The organism is Metapseudomonas resinovorans, from assembly GCF_002003485.1.
GTDB lineage: Bacteria > Pseudomonadota > Gammaproteobacteria > Pseudomonadales > Pseudomonadaceae > Metapseudomonas > Metapseudomonas resinovorans_D.
On sequence record NZ_BDMA01000007.1, the window covers coordinates 19,041 to 38,555 of the forward strand.

The window sequence follows — 19,515 nt, forward strand, 5'->3', positions numbered from 1 at the left end:
TCATTCGCCAAGGGCGGCGAAGCTGCCCCCTGCAGAGTCGAAGGGCGAACCTGCGGTCCGCTTGGCGATTGAAATCGCCCCTACAGCCCGTGCCGACGGCAAGCGCGATTCAAATCGGCAACTGCCCCAGCGCCCAACGCAGCAGGAAGAACAGCACCAGTCCACCGAGGATGGTCGCCAGCAGGTGCCGCGTCAGCGCGGCGATCAGGATGGCGCCGAGGCCCGCCAGCAGGTAGGCGTTGTCCAGCGTCAGCTGCAGGTTCTGGCCGTCGGGCATCAGCATTCCCGGCACGACGATGGCGGTGAGCACGGCCGTCGGAACGTAGTGCAGCCCCTGGCGCACCACAGGCGGGAAGCTGAGGTTCGGCCAGGCGAACAGGCTATAGCGAATGGCGAAGGTAATGGCCGCCATGCCGAGGATCAGGCTCCAGGTTTGCATGAAATGTCCTCCTGGATCAGATCTAGGCGATAACGACGCTCCAGCACCACCCCCACGGCGATGCCGCAGAGGGCTGCCGCCATCAGGCCCAGCTTGTAGGGCAGGCCCTGGCAAGCCAGCGCCACGGCGCCAGCCACCAGCGCGGCGGCCACTTGCGGCTTGTTACGCAACATGGGCACCACGATCCCGATGAACGTGGCGAGCATGGCGAAGTCCAGGCCCCAGGTCGCCAGGTTGGGCACCGCCTGGCCGAACAGCACGCCCACCAGGGTGCAGAGCTGCCAGTTCAGGTACATGGCCAGGGCGGCGCCGAAGAAATACCAGTGCTTGTGCGGCGAGTCGTCCTTTTCCGCGTAGCGATGCTGGACCACGGCAAAGGCTTCGTCGGTCAGCCAGAACGCCAGCGGCATCCGCCAGCGGGTCGGCAGGTGTCGCACGAAGGGTTGCAGGGTAGCGCTGTAGAGGGCATGGCGCAGGTTGACCACGAAGGTGGTCAGCAGCACCACCGCCGCCCCGGCGCCCCCGCTGAGCAGGGTAATGGCGATGAACTGGGACGAACCGGCGAACACCAGCAGCGACATGCCGAGGGTCTGCCAGGCAGACAGTCCGGCTCCGGCCGCGAGGGTGCCGAAGATGATGCCGAACGGAATGGCGCCGACGATCATCGGGACGATGTCTCGGGCGCCGTGGATGAACTCAGTGGTACGGGACATGGGGCCCTCCTTGTTCCGGAAGGCTAGCGGACGGCCATCAATGGGTCTTGAACGATCTTGCGCAGGCGTTGCGATATTCACCCGGTCCCACGCCATAGGCCTGCTTGAACTGGCGGGTCAGATGGCTCTGGTCGGCATAGCCCAGTTGCGCGGCAACTCCCGCAGGCGCGCAACCGGCCTTGAGCAGAGCGCGGGCCTGGTCCAGGCGCTGCTGTTTGAGCCAGGCATGGGGCGGCATGCCAGTGGCGCGGCGGAAGGTACGGGCGAAATGGAAGGGCGAAAGCCCCACTTCGGCGGCCAGTTCTTCAAGAGAAGGTGGCTCGGCCAGGCGTGCTGTCAGGATTTCCCGCGCCAAGGCCACGGCCCGTGGCTCGATCCCGGCGCCGCGGGGGACGGCGATACGCGCATGGCGCCGAAACAGCAACAGAATCGCCTCGCGCCAGGCCGTCTGTACCTGAAGCGCGGAAGTGCTGTCCTCCAGCAACTGGTGCAGCCCCAGGAAAGTAGCTGCCACCTCGGGGTCCTGGATGACGCTATCGGCGAACCCTGGCAGGCCGTTCATCCGGATATCCAGTTCCTCCAGTACCTCAGTCACCGGTTCGAGGTCCGGGTAGAAGCCGCGGTAGCGCCAGCCCTGCTCATGGGCCTTGGAACCGGTGTGCAACTCATCCGGATTGATCAGCACCATGCTGCCCACTGGTGCCAGATGGTCGCTACCGCGGTGACGGAAACGCTGCGCACCGGACTCGATTACGGTGAATACATAGCCTTCATGGACATGGGGAGCGAAACGCTGCTCGATGTAGCGGGCATGGAGCAGTTCCACCCCGCCCAACTCGCGGGCTTGCCAGAAGCGCGTAGTTTCGCCGCTCGCCATCTCCATTACGCGCTGAACAGCGCCTCCAGTCGTTGCTTCACATCCGGCCAGTCGTGGTCGGTGATGCTGTAGAGCACGCTGTCGTCGAGGCGACCATCAGCCAGGCGGCGATGGTTGCGGAGCACGCCCTCGCGCTGAGCGCCGAGTTTCTCGATGGCACGCTGGGAGCGCAGGTTGCTGGCGGCGGTCTTCAGTTGCACCCGCACCAGCTGCCACTCTTCGAAAGCGTGCCGCAGCATCAGGTACTTGATCGACGCATTCAGGCCACTGCCGTGCTCACCGGCGGCCAGCCAGGTCCAGCCGATCTCCGCGGCCGGAAGGTTGGGTATGAAATCGGCGAATCGCGTGGTGCCCACCAGGTTGTCACCCAGGCGGACGGCGAAGACCACTGCACGCCCTTCCCGCTGGGCGGCCAGCCCCTGGCGATACCAGTCGGGGCGCAGAGGGCCGTTCATGTAGGCCAGGGCTTCGCGGTTGGCTTCGGCCAGGGTCACCAGCGCCGGGATGTCGGCCTCTGCCAGCGGTTCGAGGCGCAAGGCGCCGCGCTGCAGGATGACCGGTTGTGGATTGAACATCTGCGCCCTCCTCAGGCGAAAGAACCCTGCCGGATGAGAACGTCGCGCGGAGCGGAAGTGCCGTGCAGGCGTCCGCGCAAGATAGATGAAACAGCGCGGGCGATAGAGCACGCTATCAGCCCCCGTGCGGGCGCTCAAGAGTGCCTGCGACCTTGGTAGCAGCGGCCTGACGAATTGCCGACTTTGGTGCGAAACTGCTGGAAGTCGAATTCTCGCGGGCACGCCCCGCCAACGCACCATCCGGAGCTGCAATGTCGCTGTCCAGCGGGCTGATCGCCACGGTCGCCTTCCTCTACATGGCCATCCTCTTCGCCATCGCCTTCTATGGCGACCGACGCAGCACGCCGCTGTCGCCGCGCATGCGCGCCTGGGTCTACAGCCTGTCGCTGGCGGTGTATTGCACCAGCTGGACCTTCTTCGGCGCTGTCGGCCAGGCCGCCGGGCAAGTCTGGAACTTCCTGCCCATCTACCTCGGCCCCATCCTGTTGCTACTGGTCGCGCCCTGGGTGGTGCAAAAGATGGTGCTGATCAGCAAGCAGGAGAACATCACCTCCATCGCTGACTTCATCGCGGCGCGCTACGGCAAGTCCCAGGCCCTGGCGGTGGTGGTGGCGCTGATCTGCCTGGTCAGCGTGCTGCCGTACATCGCCCTGCAGCTGAAGGGCATCGTCCTCGGCGTGAACCTGCTGATCGGCCCGAGCCCCGAAGCCTCTGGCACCCGCGCCCAGGACACGGCACTCATCGTGTCGCTGGTGCTCGCCCTGTTCACCATCCTCTTCGGCACCCGCAACCTCGACGCCACCGAGCACCACCGTGGCATGGTCCTGGCGATTGCCTTCGAGTCACTGGTCAAGTTGCTGGCCTTCCTCGCCGTGGGTGCCTACGTGACCTTCGGCCTGTTCGACGGCTTCGATGATCTCTTCAGCCGCGCCCGCAGTGCCCCGCAGCTGGAACACTACTGGTCGCAGTCAGTTGATTGGTCCTCATTGCTGGTGCAGACCGGCCTCGCGATGCTCGCCATCATCTGCCTGCCCCGACAGTTCCACGTCACCGTGGTCGAAAACATCGAACCCCGCGACCTGCGCCAGGCGCGCTGGGTGTTCCCCATCTATCTGGCGTTGGCCGCGCTGTTCGTGGTGCCCATCGCCCTGGCTGGCCAGATGCTGCTGCCCAGCGGCGTGATCCCGGACTCCTTCGTCATCAGCCTGCCGCTGGCCGAGGCCCACCCGGCCCTCGCCATGCTGGCGTTCATCGGCGGCGCCTCGGCCGCCACCGGCATGGTGATCGTGGAGGCCGTGGCGCTGTCCACCATGGTCTCCAACGACATGCTGCTGCCCTGGCTGCTGCGCCGGCAGAACGCCGAGCGGCCGTTCGAGGTGTTCCGCCACTGGATGCTCTCGGTACGCCGGGTGAGCATCGTGGTCATCATCCTGCTGGGCTACGTCAGCTACCGCCTGCTGGGCTCCACCGCGAGCCTGGCAACCATCGGCCAGATCGCCTTCGCCTCTATCGCCCAGCTCGGTCCGGCGATGATCGGCGCGCTGTTCTGGAAGCAGGCGAACCGCCGTGGCGTGTTCGCCGGTCTTGCTGCGGGCGCCGCGCTTTGGGCCTACACGCTGGTCCTGCCGGTCATGGCCCGCGGCCTGGGCTGGTCGCTGGAGGCCTTCCCCGGCCTGTCCTGGATGATGGAAAACCCGCTGAATCTGCCCATCGAGCCGCTGACCCAGGGCGTGGTGCTGTCGCTGGCCGGCAACTGGCTCCTCTTCGCCTGGGTGTCGGTGTTCTCCCGTACCCGCGTATCCGAGCACTGGCAGGCCAGCCGCTTCGTCGGCCAACAGGTATCGGCGCGCGCCAGCTCCCGCACCCTGCTGGCGGTGCAGGTGGACGACCTGCTGATGCTGGCCTCGCGTTTCGTCGGTGAAGAGCGCGCGCGGCAGAGCTTCATTCGTTTCGCCTATCGGCTGGGCATCAGCTTCAACCCGACGCAGAACGCCAACCAGGACTGGATCACCCACACCGAGCGCCTGCTCGCCGGTGTGCTCGGCGCCTCTTCGGCGCGAGCAGTGGTGAAAGCGGCTATCGAAGGCCGCGAGATGCAGGTGGAAGACGTGGTTCGCATCGCCGACGAGGCGTCCGAGGTGCTGCAGTTCAACCGCGCCCTGCTGCAGGGCGCCATCGAGAACATCACCCAGGGCATCAGCGTCGTCGACCAGTCGCTGCGACTGGTGGCCTGGAACCGTCGCTACCTGGAACTCTTCGACTATCCCGAAGGACTGATCAGCGTTGGCCGCCCCATTGCCGACATCATTCGCTTCAACGCCGAACGCGGCCTCTGCGGGCCCGGCGAGGTGGAATCCCATGTCGCCCGCCGCCTGTTCTGGATGCGCCAGGGCACCCCGCACACCTCCGAACGCCTGTTCCCCAATGGCCGGGTCATCGAACTGATCGGCAACCCCATGCCCGGCGGCGGTTTCGTCATGAGCTTCACCGACATCACCGCCTATCGCCAGGCCGAGCGAGACCTCAAGGATGCCAACGAGGGGCTGGAACGCCGGGTCACCGAACGAACCCTGGAACTCTCCCAGCTCAACCACGCGCTGATCGAAGCCAAGGGCACGGCGGAATCCGCGAACCAGTCGAAGACCCGCTTCCTCGCCGCCGTCAGCCACGACCTGATGCAGCCGCTCAACGCCGCGCGGCTGTTCTCCGCGGCCCTCGGCCATCAGCAGGAAGTCCTGCCCCGCGAGGCTCGCGAACTGGTCAACCACCTGGACAGCTCGCTGCGTTCGGCCGAGGACCTGATCACCGACCTGCTGGACATCTCCCGCCTGGAAAGTGGCCGCGTCACCCCCGATCGCGCGGCCTTCCCGCTGGCTTCGCTGTTCGACACCCTCGGCGCCGAGTTCAAGGTGCTGGCCCAGGAGCAGGGCATGGACTTCCGCCTGCGCGGCAGCAAAGTGCGGGTGGAAAGCGACATGAAACTGCTGCGCCGGGTCCTGCAGAACTTCCTCACCAACGCATTCCGCTACGCCAGGGGACGTGTCCTGCTGGGCGCCCGGCGCGATGGCGACTACCTGCGCCTGGAAGTCTGGGACCGTGGCCCCGGCATCCCGGAAGACAAGCGCAAGGTGATATTCGAAGAGTTCAAGCGCCTGGACAGCCATCAGACTCGCGCCGAGAAAGGCCTTGGCCTGGGACTGGCCATCGCCGACGGCCTCTGCCGCGTGCTCGGCCACACGCTGGAAGTGCGTTCCTGGCCGGGCAAGGGAAGCGTGTTCAGCGTCACTGTGCCCATGGCCCGCGCGCAGCAGCCCTCTCCCGTCGTGCAGAAGCAGGCCGAAGCCAACGGCCAGGCCCTCACCGGTACCCAGGTGCTGTGCATCGACAACGAGGACAGCATCCTCACTGGCATGCACAGCCTGCTGTCGCGCTGGGGCTGCCAGGTCTGGACGGCGCGCAACCGCCTGGAATGCGAACACCTGCTGGCCGAGGAGGTGCGGCCGCAACTGGCGCTGGTGGACTACCACCTGGATGAAGGCGAAACCGGCACCGAACTCATGGCCTGGCTGCGGACCCGCCTGGGTGAACCGCTGCCCGGTGTGGTAATCAGCGCCGACGGCCGCGCCGAGTTGGTGGCCGAAGTCCACGCCGCCGGCCTGGACTACCTGGCCAAGCCGGTGAAGCCAGCCGCGCTACGGGCGCTGATCAGCCGACATGTGAATCTGCGCTGATCACAATCTCCGCGTAGGGTGGACGTCGCTCTTTGCGTCCACCAACGGAGTTCGTTGAGCGCACGAATGGTGGATCGATAAAGCGTGATCCACCCTACGGTGTCCGAAGGCGAACTCGGATTGTGGGAGCGATTTCAATCGCGAATTACCCCACCCCCACAAAGCAGTGTGTAGGGTGGACGTCGCTCTTTACGTCCACCAACGGCGCTCGTTGAACGCACGCATGGTGGATCGATAAAGCGTGATCCACCCTACGGTGTCCGAAGGCGAACTCGGATTGTGGGAGCGATTTCAATCGCGAATGAATTCGCTCCCACAGTGCAGTGTGTTGGGGTGGACGTCGCTCTTTACGTCCACCAGCGGAGCTCGTTGAACGTACAAACAGCAGCAGTGCTCAATCGTCTTCGTCTTCCCGCACCAGCACACAGTGCGTGCCGTCGTCGTCTTCGTTGCAGTCGTAGAGGTAGAACATCTGTACCTCGCCGGAGGCGGCGACCACTGCGACGAAGTCGCCGGCATCGGCGAGGAAGAAATCACGCGTCGCCGGATCGGCCTGGCATTCGATCAGCGCGGTGACGAACGCGCCGGGATCGATATCGCCGAAATAATCCTCACGGTCCTGCGCGCTCCATTCGGCCGGCGCGTTGAAGGGACCGGTAAAGAGGATGCGCGCATCGCCCAGGTCCTCTTCTTCGGCGTCCAGGTCGTTCTCGTCGGGACGATAGAGCGAGCACTCCAGGGCATCGGCATGGCCCAGCACGGCCTCGCGGGCAGCCAGGCGCTTTTCCGGGTCGAGGCCGGCGGCCAGGCAGATCTGGGCCCAGCTGTCTTGTTGGCGTGGAGACACGGGAGAGTTCCTTCTTGGTTGGGGCTGAAAAAAGGAGTCTAGTGTCAGGCACGCGGAAGCGGCGGGCAATTGCAGATTGGGAGCCGAGCGCCCGCCTGTGCTTAGATGAATCCAGTACCCCCAGGCCAATCCCAAATGATTCCCGCCGACATCCAGGTCCAACTGCAGGAAATCTTCAACGCCCACGGCATGACCGACCCGGCGCTGCAGGATTGCCTGATGCAGGCGCTCAAGCTGCGCGACTACGAGCATGAGCAACTGATCATCCGCGCAGGCGAACGCCCCACCCATTTCTACGTGATCCTCGCCGGCGTGGCGCGCTACTACTACCTGTCCCCGGAGGGTCGCCAGTGGAACAAGACCTTCTTCCGCGAAGGTCAGCTGATCGGCTCCCTCAGCGCCTACCTCAAGCAGCAGCCCTGCACCTACAACATCGCCGCCGTGGAAAGGTGCCGGCTGGCGAGCCTGCCCCTGGCGATACAGGACCAGTACGGCAAACGCTTCCCGCAGCTGTTACAGATGCAGCACCTGATGGTTCGTCAGATCATGCTGCGCAACGAGGACCGCGAAGCGCTGCTGCTCACCCGCAATGGGGAGCAGCGCTACCAGTGGTTACTGGAGAACGAGCCCTGGCTGCTGGATCGGGTGCCCCAATACCATCTGGCCAGTTATCTGGGGATGGACCCGGTGTCCTTCTCGCGGGTCAAGCGCAAACGGGCGGGCTGAGCAACTCGCGCACCTGCAGCCCCAGCGCCTCGGCTCTCTGTGTGCAGAACTCACGCCGCTCGGCCGGTACATTCGCCAGGCTTATCCACAAGCTGCCATCGGCGCCTTGGGTCACCTTGCAATCCAGCGCCGGGCAGTCGCCACCAACCCGTTCGCGATAGACACTGGCCGCCGCCAACTCCCGCAGCGTCTGCTTGAAGATCTTCCCCACCACCGTCACCGGCAGGGCATCCACCAGGAACACCCGTTTCGGGCATGCCGGACGCTCAGCGATGTGCTCGAAGGCGAACTGCTGCAGCTCGTCGAGGCTGGCCGTCTGGCCCTGGCGCAACTGTACGAACACCACCGGCAGCTCGCCGGCGTACTCGTCAGGCATACCCACTGCGGCGGCCATGGAAACGGCCGGGTGGCTTTCCAGGCAATTCTCGATCAACGCCGGATCGATGTTGTGGCCGCTGCGGATGATCAGGTCCTTGGCGCGGCCGGTGATGAACAGATTGCCGTTTTCGTCCAGGTGTCCCAGATCGCCGCTGCGCAGCCAACCATCCTCCAGCGGCGACCGGTCCTGGCCCAGGTAGCCGGGGAACACCGTGGCGCCGCGCACGCAGACTTCCCCGCCGTCGATCCGCACCTCGATCGGCGCCGCCACATGTCCGGCGCTGCCCGGAATGGCTGGGTGGGCCAGGTTGGGCAAGGCGATCACACCGCTGCATTCCGTCATGCCATAGGCCTGGTACAGCTCCAGTCCGGTCAATTCCTTTACTTTCTCGCACAGGGCCGACGGCACCGGGGCGCCACCGGAAAGCATGAAGCGAAGGCTGCCGATGTCGTGCCCTTCGATGGGGACCTCCAGCATCGCCGCGACCGAGGTGGGAATGCCGCCACTCAGGGTGATGCCGTAATGCTCGACCAGACGCCAGTGCTGGCGGATCACCTCCGGGTTGCGGAAGCCACCCAGCGTCGGCAGCAACATGCGCAACCCGCTGGCCAGGCCCCCCAGGCTATTCACCAGGGCACCGGCCACATGGAAGATTGGCAGGCCATTCAGTGCCACATCCTCGGGGCCGGATTGCACACATGCCCGGTAGGCGCAAGCGGCAGCTACCTGGTTCGCATGGGTCTGACGTGCGAGCTTGGGAACCCCGGTGGTGCCTCCGGTATGGAAGTAGGCGGCAATGTCATCGGGCCCAGGCAGCAGAGCCGGCTCCAGTGCCACGCCGGGGTAGCGATCCAGCAACCGGTCGTAAAAGAACTCGCCCCCTTCCGCCAGTACCGACACGCATCTGGGTCGCTTCGACAGGCGCAGCGAAGCCGCCAGCGCCTTCTGCCACAGGTCGGAGCCGGGCACCGGACCGAGTGCCACCACCAGGTCCGTGCCGGCCTTTTCCATCAGGCTGGCCAGGGCTTCTTCGTTCAGCAACGGGTTGATCGGGTTGGCGATGCCGACGCTGGCGGCGGCCCAGAGCAGGCACTGGCTCTGTGGGATGTTCGGCAATAGCAGGGTGATCACCGGCCTCGGCGTACCGGCCAGGTCCAGCAGCATGCGCGCGCTGCGATTGAGCTGGGCGAAGAATGCCGAGTAGCTCAGGTCCTGCTCGCCAATCTCCGCCCCGAAGCTGTGGATAAAGGTCAGCGCCGTACGCTCCGGGTTAGCGCCGGCCGAGGCCTGCAACAGTTCGTAGACGGTGGTGGGAACCTGGCTGGGCATGGCGGCCTCCTGGACCTGCGCGTTGTTGTGCGCCGATTCTTGGGGGGCCGCCGCACAGGCGGCATTAACAAATGTTAAGAAGGCTGGCTAGGCTTGTAAGCCACGGCCAGCGCCTGGCTGGCGACATCGTTTCGCCGTCCCTGTCTCCCGGCCGAAGGCAAAGGCTTCACGCGTGCCGCGACAGGAGAACCCCGCCATGAAACCACTCCAGTACCTCGTCCTGGGCAGCCTCGCCGCCTGCCTCAGTGCCCACGCCGAGGTCGCCAGCGAAAAGAACATGACCCTCAAGATCGCCAGCGAAATCGCCAATGCCACGGTGCAGGCCTGCACCGCCAAGGGCTACAACGTCACGGCCGCAGTGGTGGACCGCGCCGGCGGCGTGCGCGCCATCCTCCGCGCGGACAAGGCCGGCCCGCATACCCTCGACTCCGCTCGGCGCAAGGCCTACACGGCCGCGTCGACCAAGCGCAGCACTACCGAGATGCTGGCGAACGTGCAGAAGAATCCTGCGGCGCAGTACCTGCCGATGATCGACGGATTCCTGGTCGTGGGCGGCGGCGTTCCGGTGAAGGTGGGCGACGAGGTGATCGGCGCCGTGGGCGTGGGCGGCGCGCCCGGTGGGCATCTGGATGAAGAATGCGCCAACGCCGGTCTGGAAGCGGTGAAGGATCAGCTCAAGTAGGAACGGACGTCAGAACCGCGCCAGCTGCATTTCCGTCAGTCGGCTCAGGGTGCGGCGGAAGGGGAACTCCAGGTAGCCCTCTGTGTAGAGGCGGTCCATGGCCACGGCCGCCTCGAGGTAAAGCGGCACGCGGCGGTCGTAGCACTCGTCCACCAGCGCAATGAAGCGGCGTACGCCGTCGTCATGCACCGACAACTGCGGCAATTCGCGGTCGCCGGCTTCCACCCGTTCGGCGCCATCTTCGGTACCACGGGCAATGCGTCCCTCGCGGCGGGAAGCACTCAGGTTCGGCACATTCCCGAGCAGAATCGCTGGGAAGCGGTCGCACAGGGCAATGAAATCCAGGGCCGCCAGCGGTTGCTGGCAAAGGTCGTCATAGCGAAACCAGACCGCTGCCGCACATTGGCGCACCACGGGCACCGGGCGATGGCCCAGCTCCACCGGCTCGTCGGAACTGCCCTTCCCCGTTGCCAGCCGTTCGAAGACTTCCGCAAGGACGGCAGGCTCGCCGGGCTCCGTCACCCAGTAGCGTTGATGGGCCGTACCCGGGTGCAGGCGATGGTCCTCACCGCCATCCACCGCCACGATCTGCATGTGTCGCTCGATGGCGTCGATGGCCGGCTGGAAACGTTCGCGGTTGAACCCATCGGCATAGAGTTGCTGCGGTGGCTGGTTGGAAGTGGCAACCATGGCCACGCCTTCGTCGAACATCGCCCGCAACAGACGGCCAAGCAGCATGGCATCGCCGATATCGTTGACGAACAGCTCGTCGAAGCACAGCACCCGCACCTCTTGCGCCAGCTCACGGGCCAGGGCCTGCAACGGGTCAGGCGTGCCGGTGAGCTGGAATAGCCGCTGGTGGACCCAGCGCATGAAGTGATGGAAATGCTGTCGCCGTGCCGGAACCCGCAAGCTCTGATGAAAGCGGTCCATCAACCAGGTCTTGCCGCGCCCGACCGGGCCCCAAAGATAGACACCGGTCACCTCGCCCGCGCGGTGCAATGCCTCATGGCAGGCCTGCAGGCAATCGACCGCGTGGCGCTGGGCCGGGTCCGGCAGGAAACCGCCCTGCTCCAGGGCATGGCGGTAGGCGGCGAGTGGGGAATCGAAGGTCATGGCGCCGCATTGTGCGGGTTGCAGGCACCATGAGGAAGGCTCGCGCTTTGTTTGTGGGGGCGATTTCAATCGCTGAGCGGACCGCAGGTCCGCCCTGCCGACTTCCAGGGGGCCACGATGTGGCCCTTGGCGAATGAATTCGCCCCCACAGGATTTGACGAGCCTACAGCTCCAGCGCCAACAGGTCGGCCAGGGGCTGGCGACGGCGGATCAGGCGGGTTTCGTCGCCATCCACCAGCACCTCCGGCAGCAGCGGCCGGCTGTTGTAGTTGGACGACATGGACGCGCCATAGGCGCCGGTGTCATGGATCAGCAGCAGGTTGCCGACCTGGGCCGCCGGCAGGGCGCGCGGCGCTACCAGGCCACCGTCGTGCTGGGTGAAGACGTCACCGGATTCGCACAGCGGGCCGGCAACCACTGTCTGGCGCTGCGGGGCAGTGACCGGGTTGCCGGCGTCATCCAGCAGGCTCATGTCGTGGAAGCTGCCGTACATGGACGGACGCATCAGGTCGTTGAAGCCAGCATCTACCAGGATGAAGTGGTTGTTGCCCACGTCCTTCACCGCACGCACTTCGCTGAGCAGGCAGCCGGACTCGGCCACCAGGAAACGGCCCGGTTCCAGCTCAAGGCGCACCGGGTGCCCAACGATGCCTTCGACCTCGCGGCGGGCCTGGTTCCACAGTTCGGCGTAACGCGGGATGTCCACCACCGGGTCGTCCTGGCGATAGGGAATGGACAAGCCGCCACCGGCAGAGATGGCTTCCAGGTCGCAGCCCAGGTCGCGCACCGCGCCGACCATCGCACCGCAGACCTCTTCCAGGTGGCTGTAGTCCACACCGGAGCCGATGTGCATGTGCAGGCCGACCAGCACCAGGCCGTAATCGCGGATCACTGCCATCGCAGCGTCCAGCTGACTGTGCCAGATGCCGTGCTTGCTGTTCTCGCCGCCGGTGTTGGTCTTCTGGCTATGGCCGTGACCGAAGCCGGGGTTGATGCGCAGCCAGACGCGATGACCCGGGCTGGCCTGGCCGAGCTGGGTGAGCATGTCGATGGAGCCGACATTGACCTCGATACCCAGCTCAACGGCGCGCTTGAGGGTGGCTCGGTCGAGCAGGTCGCAGGTCAGCACCACGCCCGCCGGTTCGCCCTTGGGCGAGTAGCCGGCCAGCAGCGCGCGCTCGATTTCGCCGAGGGATACCGCGTCCACCTGCACGCCCTCTTCACGCATCAGACGCAGGATGCTCAGGTTGGAGCAGGCTTTCTGGGCGAAGCGGATGACGTCGAAACCCTTGAGCTGGGCGATGCGCTCGCGGATTACCGCGGCGTCGTAGCACCACAGCGGGGTGCCGTGTTCGCGGACGAGATTGGCGAGGGTGGCAGCGGGAATGTTCGGGCGCATGGTGGCCTCCGGAATTCAGGATGGCGCCATGATGGCGAAGCGAATCAATTCAATAAAATACCAATTTGTACACACATCATTCATTATTGATATGCATCGACTCCTGTTTCCGAGCGCCCCATGGACCTTTCCATCCGCCATATAGAAGTCTTCCGCGCCGTGATGACCGCCGGCAGCGCCACCGGCGCCGCACGCCTGCTCTTCACTTCGCAGCCCACCGTGAGCCGGGAACTGGCCCGCTTCGAGCATTTGCTGGGTTTCAGCCTGTTCGATCGCGAAGGCGGGCGACTGTCGCCCACTGCCCAGGGGTTGGCGCTGTTCGACGAGGTGCAGCGTGCCTACACCGGCCTGGAGCGCATCGCCGGCGCGGCCCAGGCCATCCGCCGCTACGACCAGGGCCAGTTGGCCATCACCGGCTTGCCGGTGTTCGCACAGACCCTCCTGCCCGCCTTCTGCCAGGCCTTCCTCGAACGCCATCCCGGCGTACGCCTGTCCATCAGCGCCCAGGAGTCCCCGCTGCTGGAGGAATCCCTGAGCGGCCAGCGGCATGACCTGGGCCTGTCGGAAACCGACCTGTTGCCCCGCGGCACCCGTGGTTCAACGCTATTCGCCGCGGATATGGTCTGCGTGCTGCCGGAAGGTCACGAACTGCTGGCCAGGTCCGAACTGGCGCTGGCGGACTTCCAGGATCGTCCGTTCATCAGCCTGTCCGGCCTGGATATCTACCGTCAGAGCCTGGACGCCCACTTTCTCGCCGCAGGAGTGGAGCGCCGCATGGTGGTGGAAACCAGCACCGCCGCCTCGCTCTGCGCCCTGGTTCGCCAAGGACTCGGCCTGGCCATCGTCAACCCGCTGAGTGCGCTGGACGAAGCCGGGCGTGGTTTGCAGATACGCCGGCTGAAGACCTCGGTTCCATTCCGCGTGCAGTTGGTCCGGCCGGAGTATCGCCCGTCCTCGGCACTGGTGGATGAAGCTGAAGGGATATTGAAGGACGTGGCGGAAGGGTTGTTGGAAAGGCTGGAATCCCGGCTGCGCGGACTCATTCCGTAGGGTGCGCCGCGCGCACCGGGAAGCCGGCGCGTGTCCTGAGCATCGCCTTGGTGCGCATGGCGCACCCTACTTTTCGGGGCCGTAGCGGAGATCAGCCGGGTGCTGCGTGTGAGGATGCCCAATCCCTCACTGTGCGCTGTTCTGCACCGTCGCCTGGCGAATCTGGTTGTCCTTGTATTGGCGGTAGTTCTTCGCCGCCGCAGGGACCGGGCCGCTCTTGCCGGTTTCCAGCCAGCGGCGCATGCGCGTGGCGTCGGCCACATGGGTTTGCTTGCCGAAGGCATCCAGCAGCACCATGGCCACCGGACGGCCGTTCATCTGGGTCAGCATCACCAGGCAGTGGCCGGCTTCGTCGGTGAAGCCGGTCTTGGTCACCTGGATGCTCCAGCCAGGCTTGCGCACCAGGTTGTTGGTGTTGCGGAAGCCCAGGCTGTAACGCGGCTTGACGAAGGTGATGGTCTTTTCCGGGGTGGTGCTGAGCTGGCTCAGCATCGGGTACTTGCGCGCTTCCTTGAGCAGCAGCACCAGGTCGTGGGCGCTGGACACGTTGTGCAGCGACAGGCCTGTGGGTTCGACATAGCGGGTGTTGCTCATGCCGATGGCGCGGGCCTTGGCGTTCATCGCCTTGATGAAGGCCGGGTAGCCGCCCGGATACGCCGTGGCCAGGGCGGTGGCGGCACGGTTTTCCGAGGACATCAGCGTCATCAGCAGCATGTCGTGGCGATTCACCTGGCTGCCCACACGTACCCGCGAATACACGCCCTTCATGTCCGGGTTGTCGCGGATGGTCACGGTGATGATCTCGTCCATCGGCTGCTTGGCGTCCAGCACTACCATGGCGGTCATCAGCTTGGTCACCGAGGCGATGGGGGCAACCAGATTGGAATTACGGGAATACAGGATCTTGTCGGTATTCAGATCGAGCAGCATCACGCTGCCGGAAGCCAGGTGCAGCTGTGCCGGGTCGCGAACCGGCAGTGGCGCCTCCTGAGCTTGAACGGGTGAGCCTGCAAGAACGAACAGGCAGGAACCGAGAACGAACAGTTTGGCGATCGAACTGCGAATTTTCACGATGCGTCCAGTAACGAAGATGAAGGAAGAGAGAGAAATGAAGAGTAGGACCTATACCGTAGAAGTATAGGAACGAAGGCGCTGAATACTCAGCGCCTTCTGTCGTCGGGGCGCGATTTTGCGCCTTTGGTCGAATGACCGCCAGAGGGAAATGCTTGGCGAAATCGCCTGGTAAATCAGCGAATCGAGGCTCCGCGCTCGGCCAACAATTGACGCAGTACGGAGCGATGGCAACGTGCCTCATACTCGCAGTAGCAACCCACCGCGAAGTGGCTGCCGTGGGAAAGCGCTGACAGCAAGTCCAACACCCGGGCCCCTTCCCCGCCCTCCATCTCGGCGCGATAGCGCTTGGCGAAGCGGGCCCAATCGGCATCGCTTTCAGCGCTCTTGCCTTCGGCCATCAGCTCGGCGCTCGGCGCCAGCAACGGCAACCAGGTGTCGTAGTAGTCGCGGCTGGCGAATTCGGCCTTGGGCACACCCCGTGGCGGCCTGCGCACGGTGCCGATGCGCACCCCTTCGCCGTCGCCTCGCGGCGTTCCCAACTGAACGATGCTGATGCTCATCTCCCCCTCCTCCTCAGCGGCTGCTGCCAGGCAGTACGCGGAAATCCTCACTCTCTTCCAGGGCCTGAAGTGCCTCCAGCAGAGCGGGTGGCGGAACCACCAGCTTGCGTTGCTCCAGGTCGAACCAACCGGCGGTGGAGGTGACCCGCGCCGCCAGGGTGCCGCCGCGATAGAACTCGTTGCGCAACATCATCCGGCTGCCGTCCTCGGACAGACCGGACAAGCGCATGCTGATGTCCATTTCGTCCAGCAGATGAAATTCACGGAAGTACTCGATCTCGTCCTTCATAACCACCGGCCCCAGGCGCAGGCGGCGGAACTCCGACATCGGAAAGCCGCGATCGGCGAAATACATCATGCGCACGTCGGCGGACTTGTCGAGGTAGGCGGTGTTACGCATGTGAGAGTTGAAGTCCATGTCGCCCCAACCGGCGATAAGGGTCTTCCGGTACATGATGAGTCTCCGCAGCAAGGTGTGTGGAGCTCACTGTATGGCCTGCCAGGCCTCTGCAATACTGGCGCGATTGACAACTTTGGTAGCGATCTCGCCATGAAGATCACCGTCCTCGCCCTTGAAGGGGTTTTCGATACCGGACTGGCCACCGTCCTCGATGCACTGACCACCGCCAATGAGCTGGCCACCCTGCACGGCCTGCCCTGCCCACAGTTCGAGGTGGCCCTCGCGGGGGTACGGCCGCAAGTGCAAAGCTCCCTGGGTTTCGGCGTTCCCGTGCGTCCAGCCATGGATTGCCCGACGCCGGAATGGGTGATTGTCCCGGCCATGGGCTACAAGATGCCCGACCCACTGCAACAAGCCCTGGCGCGCCCTGACGTGGCCGACGCGGTCGCCACTCTGCGCGGCTGGGCCGAAGGCGGCGCACGCGTCGCCGCCGCCTGCATCGGCACCTTCGTACTGGCGGAAACCGGTTTGCTGGACGGCCACGAAGCCACCACCACCTGGTGGCTGACACCGCTGTTCCGGCAACGTTATCCACAGGTGCAGCTGGATGCCGGTCGGATGATCATCAGCTCCGGGCAACTGGTGACCGCCGGCGCCGCCCTCAGCCACCTGGACCTGACCCTGTGGCTGATCCGTCAGACCAGCCCGGAGCTGGCCGCCCTGGTGGCGCGCTACCTGATCGTCGACTCACGCCCATCGCAATCGGCTTACGCCCTCTCCGACCACCTGGCTCATGCCGACCCGCTGGTGCAACGCTTCGACCGCTGGGTACGCGAGCGCCTGGCTCAAGGATTCAACCTGAATGCGGCCGCCAACGAATTGGCCACCAGCAAGCGCACCCTCGCCCGGCGCATCCATGAGGTACTAGGCAAGACGCCCCTGGCCTATGTGCAAGACCTGCGCATCGAGCGCGCCGTACACCTGCTGAAAACCAGCGAGCACAGCGTCGACCAGGTCGCTGGTCTGGTGGGCTACGCCGACGGCGTAACCTTGCGCACCCTGCTGCGCAAACGCCTCGGCAAGGGCATTCGCGAGCTGCGCGCAGGCTGAACGGTCGGCGCTATTCGTTCACTCGGGCAGTCCGAACCAGCATGAAATGACCTTGAACTGCTCCGGGATGGGCGCCGTGACCGTTTCGAATACGCGCCGGTATCCAGTGGAGAAAATCTGCCAGGCCCCGACACGCTTGACGTATTCGTCCTGGTAGAACGCCGTGCCGTGAACCATCCAGCCGTTCTCCGTGTCGATCACATGATCCTCAAGGTACCAGCTACCCCGGGCCCGATCGGGCGCGACCAACTCGATCTCCGGGTGGTGCCCCTGATGCTTGGACAGCAGGGTCGGCCGGTCCATCAGCCCACGCAGGCCCTCTACAAAGCTGGCGCGACCGGAAAAAGCGTACTTGCCGCTGTCCAGCGCGGTGGTCACGTCCTCGGCTATACAGGTTTCGAACAAGGCCCAGTCGTGGCAATCGATCGCCCTGAAATAGCGGTACTTCAGCTGCTTGATCTGCTCGATTTCCAGAAGTGTTTCAACGGCGTCGGCCATCTCTGCTGCTCCATGTAAGGGGAACGCCCAACCTAGCCGCCGCTACCCGGCCAATCATCGTCCGAGGGGACTAGCGTCCTGCGCGATGACCAATAGTCCGATCGGCCGATGCCCCTCTGCCCCGGCGATGCGAGTTTCCCCGCACCTGCAACCGCGCAGGACAAATAAGGTGGCACGCATGTGCATGCCGGAAGACGTAGCCAACCTGGTGCTGTTCCTCGCCTCGGACGAATCGCGCTTCGTCAACGGCGCCGAACTGCGCATCGACAACGCACAGACGATCTCCGGCATCGCCGGTTAATCCAATAATTCGGGAGCAAACAAGCATGAGCATGCTGCAAGGCAAGGTCGCCCTGGTGACCGGAGGCGGCCAGGGCGTTGGCCAGGGTATCGCCTACTCGCTGGCCGCCGAGGGCGCCAAGGTCGCCGTGGCCGGTCGCACCCGCGCCACTCTGGAAGAGACTTGTGCCGAAATTCGCCGCCGTGGCGGCACCGCCCTGGCGGTCGAATGCGACGTGATGAGCCCGGCGGATATCGATCGCTGCGTGGCCGAAGTGGTGGAGGCCTTCGGTGGCCTCAACATCCTGGTCAACAACGCCCACATCGTGCCGCTGGGCAGCATCCTCGAGGTGACGGACGAAGCCTTCATGAAGGGCATCGACTCAGGTCCCATGGCCACCCTGCGCCTGATGCGCGCCTGCTACCCACACCTCAAGGGTGATGGCGCCGTGGTCAACCTGGCCTCCTCCGCCGCCGTGCGCTGGGACGCATCGGGCTACGGCCACTACGCCGCAACCAAGGAAGCCATCCGCTCGCTCAGCCGTGGGGCTGCCTGCGAATGGGGCGTGGACGGCATCCGCGTCAACGTCATCGCCCCCCACGCCTTATCCCCCGGCCTACGCGGCTGGATCGAAGCCAACCCGGTGGAGGCGGAAGCCTTCTTCAACAGCATTCCGCTGCGCCGGGTGGGTGATTGTGAACACGACATCGGCCGCACCGTGGCCTTCCTGGTCAGCGACAACGCCCGCTATCTGACCGGCGCCACCATCCCGCTGGATGGCGGCCAGGCTTATTGGGGTTAAAGGAGATCGTCATGCAACGTCTGGCAAACAAAGTCGCCATCATCACCGGCGGCGCGCGCGGAATGGGCGCGCAAACCTCGCGTCTGTTCGTCAAGGAAGGCGCCACCGTCGTCATCGCCGACCTGCTGGAGGACGAAGGCCACGCACTGGCGGCGGAACTGGGTGAGGCGGCCAGCTTCCGCTGCCTGGATGTCAGCAAGGAAGAAGGTTGGCAGCAGTTGGTCCACGAAACCGTGGAGCGCCACGGCCGCATCGACGTGCTGGTGAACAATGCCGCCGTGCTGGTATTCGGCGCCATCGAAGAGTTGACCCAAACGCAGTTCGAGCGCGCCCTGTCGATCAACCTCACCGGCACCTTCCTCGGCATCCGTAGCGTGGCGCCGATCATGCGCGAACAGCGCGCCGGCTCCATCGTCAACATCTCGTCCGTGGACGGCCTGCGCGGGGTCAACGCGCTGGCGGCCTACGTGTCGAGCAAGTGGGGCGTGCGCGGCCTGACCAAGGTTGCGGCGCTGGAACTGGGGCCCCACGGCGTACGTGTCAACTCGGTGCATCCGGGTGGCGTCGATACCGTCATGTCCAACCCCACCGGTGCCTCGCGGGAAGATCTGGCTCCGCAGTACCGCACCGTGCCGCAGCAACGCATTGGCGCACCGGAGGAGATCGCCCGCGCCACGCTGTTCCTCGCCAGCGACGAAGCCAGCTACTGCAATGGCAGCGAACTGTCGGTGGATGGCGGCGTGGCGGCCGGTTCCTATTACCCCGGCCTGCCGGGCTCGCCGATCTGATTGGGGAAATGGATGCAAAAAGGCCCGCGAAAGCGGGCCTTTTTTGTTCCCTGTGTCCCGTCCTGAATAAGGTTTACACCTTTGCCCTTATTTTCAGGAGCGCTCCATGGCAGAAGGTGTACGACGTAGCCAGCGCGATT

General features: G+C 65.0%; 19 protein-coding genes and 1 pseudogene. 8 read left to right on the forward strand and 12 right to left on the reverse strand.

The features are described 5' to 3' along the window. Positions 1-109: 109 nt before the first annotated feature. The 4 genes from MnOB_RS02050 to MnOB_RS02065 are packed head-to-tail and all read right to left on the reverse strand — an operon-like array spanning position 110 to position 2,604. Complete coding sequence (locus MnOB_RS02050) at positions 110-439, reverse strand: AzlD domain-containing protein (RefSeq protein ID WP_077521484.1); 330 nt, start codon at positions 437-439, stop codon at positions 110-112. Further along, positions 421-1,152 carry an AzlC family ABC transporter permease gene (locus MnOB_RS02055; RefSeq protein WP_077521486.1) on the reverse strand — a complete coding sequence of 244 codons (732 nt, stop codon included), beginning with the start codon at positions 1,150-1,152 and terminating at the stop codon, positions 421-423. Before MnOB_RS02055 ends, MnOB_RS02050 begins: the two co-directional genes overlap by 19 nt. 37 nt (positions 1,153-1,189) lie before the next feature. Continuing rightward, positions 1,190-2,029: an AraC family transcriptional regulator gene (locus tag MnOB_RS02060; RefSeq protein WP_199824434.1), complete on the reverse strand. Its 840-nt coding sequence runs from the start codon at positions 2,027-2,029 to the stop codon at positions 1,190-1,192. A 5-nt stretch (positions 2,030-2,034) separates the two neighbouring features. Then, positions 2,035-2,604, reverse strand: coding sequence for a GNAT family N-acetyltransferase (locus MnOB_RS02065; protein ID WP_077521490.1), 570 nt, complete (start codon positions 2,602-2,604; stop codon positions 2,035-2,037). 251 nt (positions 2,605-2,855) lie between these two features. On the opposite strand from MnOB_RS02065, the gene MnOB_RS02070 reads away from it, so the two are divergent. Beyond that, entirely contained in the window at positions 2,856-6,335 is a 3,480-nt protein-coding gene (locus tag MnOB_RS02070) for a hybrid sensor histidine kinase/response regulator (protein WP_077521492.1), read from the forward strand. Positions 6,336-6,729: 394 nt separating this feature from the next. On the opposite strand, the gene MnOB_RS02075 is transcribed toward MnOB_RS02070, so the two are convergent. Further along, entirely contained in the window at positions 6,730-7,149 is a 420-nt protein-coding gene (locus MnOB_RS02075) for a hypothetical protein (protein ID WP_077521522.1), read from the reverse strand. Positions 7,150-7,317: 168 nt separating this feature from the next. Between MnOB_RS02075 and MnOB_RS02080 the strand changes: the two genes are divergently transcribed. Then, a complete protein-coding gene (locus MnOB_RS02080) occupies positions 7,318-7,908 on the forward strand; it encodes a Crp/Fnr family transcriptional regulator (protein WP_077521494.1) in 591 nt (196 codons plus the stop codon). Here the strand turns inward: MnOB_RS02080 and MnOB_RS02085 are convergent. Continuing rightward, positions 7,886-9,616 (reverse strand): AMP-binding protein, encoded by a 1,731-nt coding sequence (locus MnOB_RS02085; RefSeq protein ID WP_077521496.1) that lies wholly within the window; start codon positions 9,614-9,616, stop codon positions 7,886-7,888. The two genes, MnOB_RS02080 and MnOB_RS02085, sit on opposite strands and share 23 nt — an antisense overlap. A 196-nt stretch (positions 9,617-9,812) precedes the next feature. Between MnOB_RS02085 and MnOB_RS02090 the strand changes: the two genes are divergently transcribed. Then, positions 9,813-10,298 carry a GlcG/HbpS family heme-binding protein gene (locus tag MnOB_RS02090; protein WP_077521498.1) on the forward strand — a complete coding sequence of 162 codons (486 nt, stop codon included), beginning with the start codon at positions 9,813-9,815 and terminating at the stop codon, positions 10,296-10,298. A gap of 9 nt (positions 10,299-10,307) precedes the next feature. Here MnOB_RS02090 and zapE read toward each other — a convergent pair whose 3' ends face one another. Both zapE and lysA read right to left on the reverse strand, forming a co-directional pair. Then, entirely contained in the window at positions 10,308-11,414 is a 1,107-nt protein-coding gene (gene zapE / locus MnOB_RS02095; protein WP_077521500.1) for a cell division protein ZapE, read from the reverse strand. A 163-nt stretch (positions 11,415-11,577) separates the two neighbouring features. Then, positions 11,578-12,813 (reverse strand): diaminopimelate decarboxylase, encoded by a 1,236-nt coding sequence (lysA, locus tag MnOB_RS02100; protein ID WP_077521502.1) that lies wholly within the window; start codon positions 12,811-12,813, stop codon positions 11,578-11,580. Between the two features lie 120 nt (positions 12,814-12,933). Between lysA and MnOB_RS02105 the strand changes: the two genes are divergently transcribed. Continuing rightward, positions 12,934-13,863, forward strand: coding sequence for a LysR family transcriptional regulator (locus MnOB_RS02105; RefSeq protein WP_077521504.1), 930 nt, complete (start codon positions 12,934-12,936; stop codon positions 13,861-13,863). 126 nt (positions 13,864-13,989) lie between these two features. On the opposite strand, the gene pbpG is transcribed toward MnOB_RS02105, so the two are convergent. From pbpG to MnOB_RS02120, 3 genes are all read right to left on the reverse strand, one after another. Then, a complete protein-coding gene (gene pbpG, locus MnOB_RS02110; protein WP_077521506.1) occupies positions 13,990-14,934 on the reverse strand; it encodes a D-alanyl-D-alanine endopeptidase in 945 nt (314 codons plus the stop codon). A gap of 176 nt (positions 14,935-15,110) precedes the next feature. Next, entirely contained in the window at positions 15,111-15,497 is a 387-nt protein-coding gene (locus MnOB_RS02115; RefSeq protein WP_077521508.1) for a DUF488 domain-containing protein, read from the reverse strand. 13 nt (positions 15,498-15,510) lie between these two features. Further along, positions 15,511-15,951: a thioesterase family protein gene (locus MnOB_RS02120; RefSeq protein WP_077521510.1), complete on the reverse strand. Its 441-nt coding sequence runs from the start codon at positions 15,949-15,951 to the stop codon at positions 15,511-15,513. Positions 15,952-16,047: 96 nt separating this feature from the next. On the opposite strand from MnOB_RS02120, the gene MnOB_RS02125 reads away from it, so the two are divergent. Then, positions 16,048-17,007, forward strand: coding sequence for a GlxA family transcriptional regulator (locus MnOB_RS02125; protein ID WP_077521512.1), 960 nt, complete (start codon positions 16,048-16,050; stop codon positions 17,005-17,007). Positions 17,008-17,025: 18 nt separating this feature from the next. Here the strand turns inward: MnOB_RS02125 and MnOB_RS02130 are convergent, their stop codons facing one another. Next, entirely contained in the window at positions 17,026-17,505 is a 480-nt protein-coding gene (locus tag MnOB_RS02130; protein WP_077521514.1) for a nuclear transport factor 2 family protein, read from the reverse strand. A gap of 175 nt (positions 17,506-17,680) precedes the next feature. Here MnOB_RS02130 and MnOB_RS02135 point away from each other — a divergent pair. The 3 genes and pseudogenes from MnOB_RS02135 to MnOB_RS02145 form a co-directional block, all read left to right on the forward strand. Then, positions 17,681-17,806 (forward strand): annotated as a pseudogene (locus tag MnOB_RS02135) (SDR family oxidoreductase); the annotation flags it as partial. A 25-nt stretch (positions 17,807-17,831) separates the two neighbouring features. Continuing rightward, on the forward strand, positions 17,832-18,587 hold the full coding sequence (locus MnOB_RS02140) for an SDR family NAD(P)-dependent oxidoreductase (RefSeq protein WP_077521516.1): 756 nt from the start codon (positions 17,832-17,834) through the stop codon (positions 18,585-18,587). Positions 18,588-18,598: 11 nt separating this feature from the next. Beyond that, on the forward strand, positions 18,599-19,375 hold the full coding sequence (locus MnOB_RS02145; protein ID WP_077521518.1) for an SDR family NAD(P)-dependent oxidoreductase: 777 nt from the start codon (positions 18,599-18,601) through the stop codon (positions 19,373-19,375). Positions 19,376-19,515: the final 140 nt, after the last annotated feature.

Bases quoted from the DNA above. Each gene is read 5' to 3' on its own strand.
- MnOB_RS02050 (WP_077521484.1), bottom strand. From the start codon at position 439: ATGCAAACCTGGAGCCTGATCCTCGGCATGGCGGCCATTACCTTCGCC.
- MnOB_RS02055 (WP_077521486.1), bottom strand. From the start codon at position 1,152: ATGTCCCGTACCACTGAGTTCATCCACGGCGCCCGAGACATCGTCCCG.
- MnOB_RS02060 (WP_199824434.1), bottom strand. From the start codon at position 2,029: ATGGCGAGCGGCGAAACTACGCGCTTCTGGCAAGCCCGCGAGTTGGGC.
- MnOB_RS02065 (WP_077521490.1), bottom strand. From the start codon at position 2,604: ATGTTCAATCCACAACCGGTCATCCTGCAGCGCGGCGCCTTGCGCCTC.
- MnOB_RS02070 (WP_077521492.1), top strand. From the start codon at position 2,856: ATGTCGCTGTCCAGCGGGCTGATCGCCACGGTCGCCTTCCTCTACATG.
- MnOB_RS02080 (WP_077521494.1), top strand. From the start codon at position 7,318: ATGATTCCCGCCGACATCCAGGTCCAACTGCAGGAAATCTTCAACGCC.
- MnOB_RS02085 (WP_077521496.1), bottom strand. From the start codon at position 9,616: ATGCCCAGCCAGGTTCCCACCACCGTCTACGAACTGTTGCAGGCCTCG.
- MnOB_RS02090 (WP_077521498.1), top strand. From the start codon at position 9,813: ATGAAACCACTCCAGTACCTCGTCCTGGGCAGCCTCGCCGCCTGCCTC.
- zapE (WP_077521500.1), bottom strand. From the start codon at position 11,414: ATGACCTTCGATTCCCCACTCGCCGCCTACCGCCATGCCCTGGAGCAG.
- lysA (WP_077521502.1), bottom strand. From the start codon at position 12,813: ATGCGCCCGAACATTCCCGCTGCCACCCTCGCCAATCTCGTCCGCGAA.
- MnOB_RS02105 (WP_077521504.1), top strand. From the start codon at position 12,934: ATGGACCTTTCCATCCGCCATATAGAAGTCTTCCGCGCCGTGATGACC.
- MnOB_RS02115 (WP_077521508.1), bottom strand. From the start codon at position 15,497: ATGAGCATCAGCATCGTTCAGTTGGGAACGCCGCGAGGCGACGGCGAA.
- MnOB_RS02120 (WP_077521510.1), bottom strand. From the start codon at position 15,951: ATGTACCGGAAGACCCTTATCGCCGGTTGGGGCGACATGGACTTCAAC.
- MnOB_RS02125 (WP_077521512.1), top strand. From the start codon at position 16,048: ATGAAGATCACCGTCCTCGCCCTTGAAGGGGTTTTCGATACCGGACTG.
- MnOB_RS02130 (WP_077521514.1), bottom strand. From the start codon at position 17,505: ATGGCCGACGCCGTTGAAACACTTCTGGAAATCGAGCAGATCAAGCAG.
- MnOB_RS02140 (WP_077521516.1), top strand. From the start codon at position 17,832: ATGAGCATGCTGCAAGGCAAGGTCGCCCTGGTGACCGGAGGCGGCCAG.
- MnOB_RS02145 (WP_077521518.1), top strand. From the start codon at position 18,599: ATGCAACGTCTGGCAAACAAAGTCGCCATCATCACCGGCGGCGCGCGC.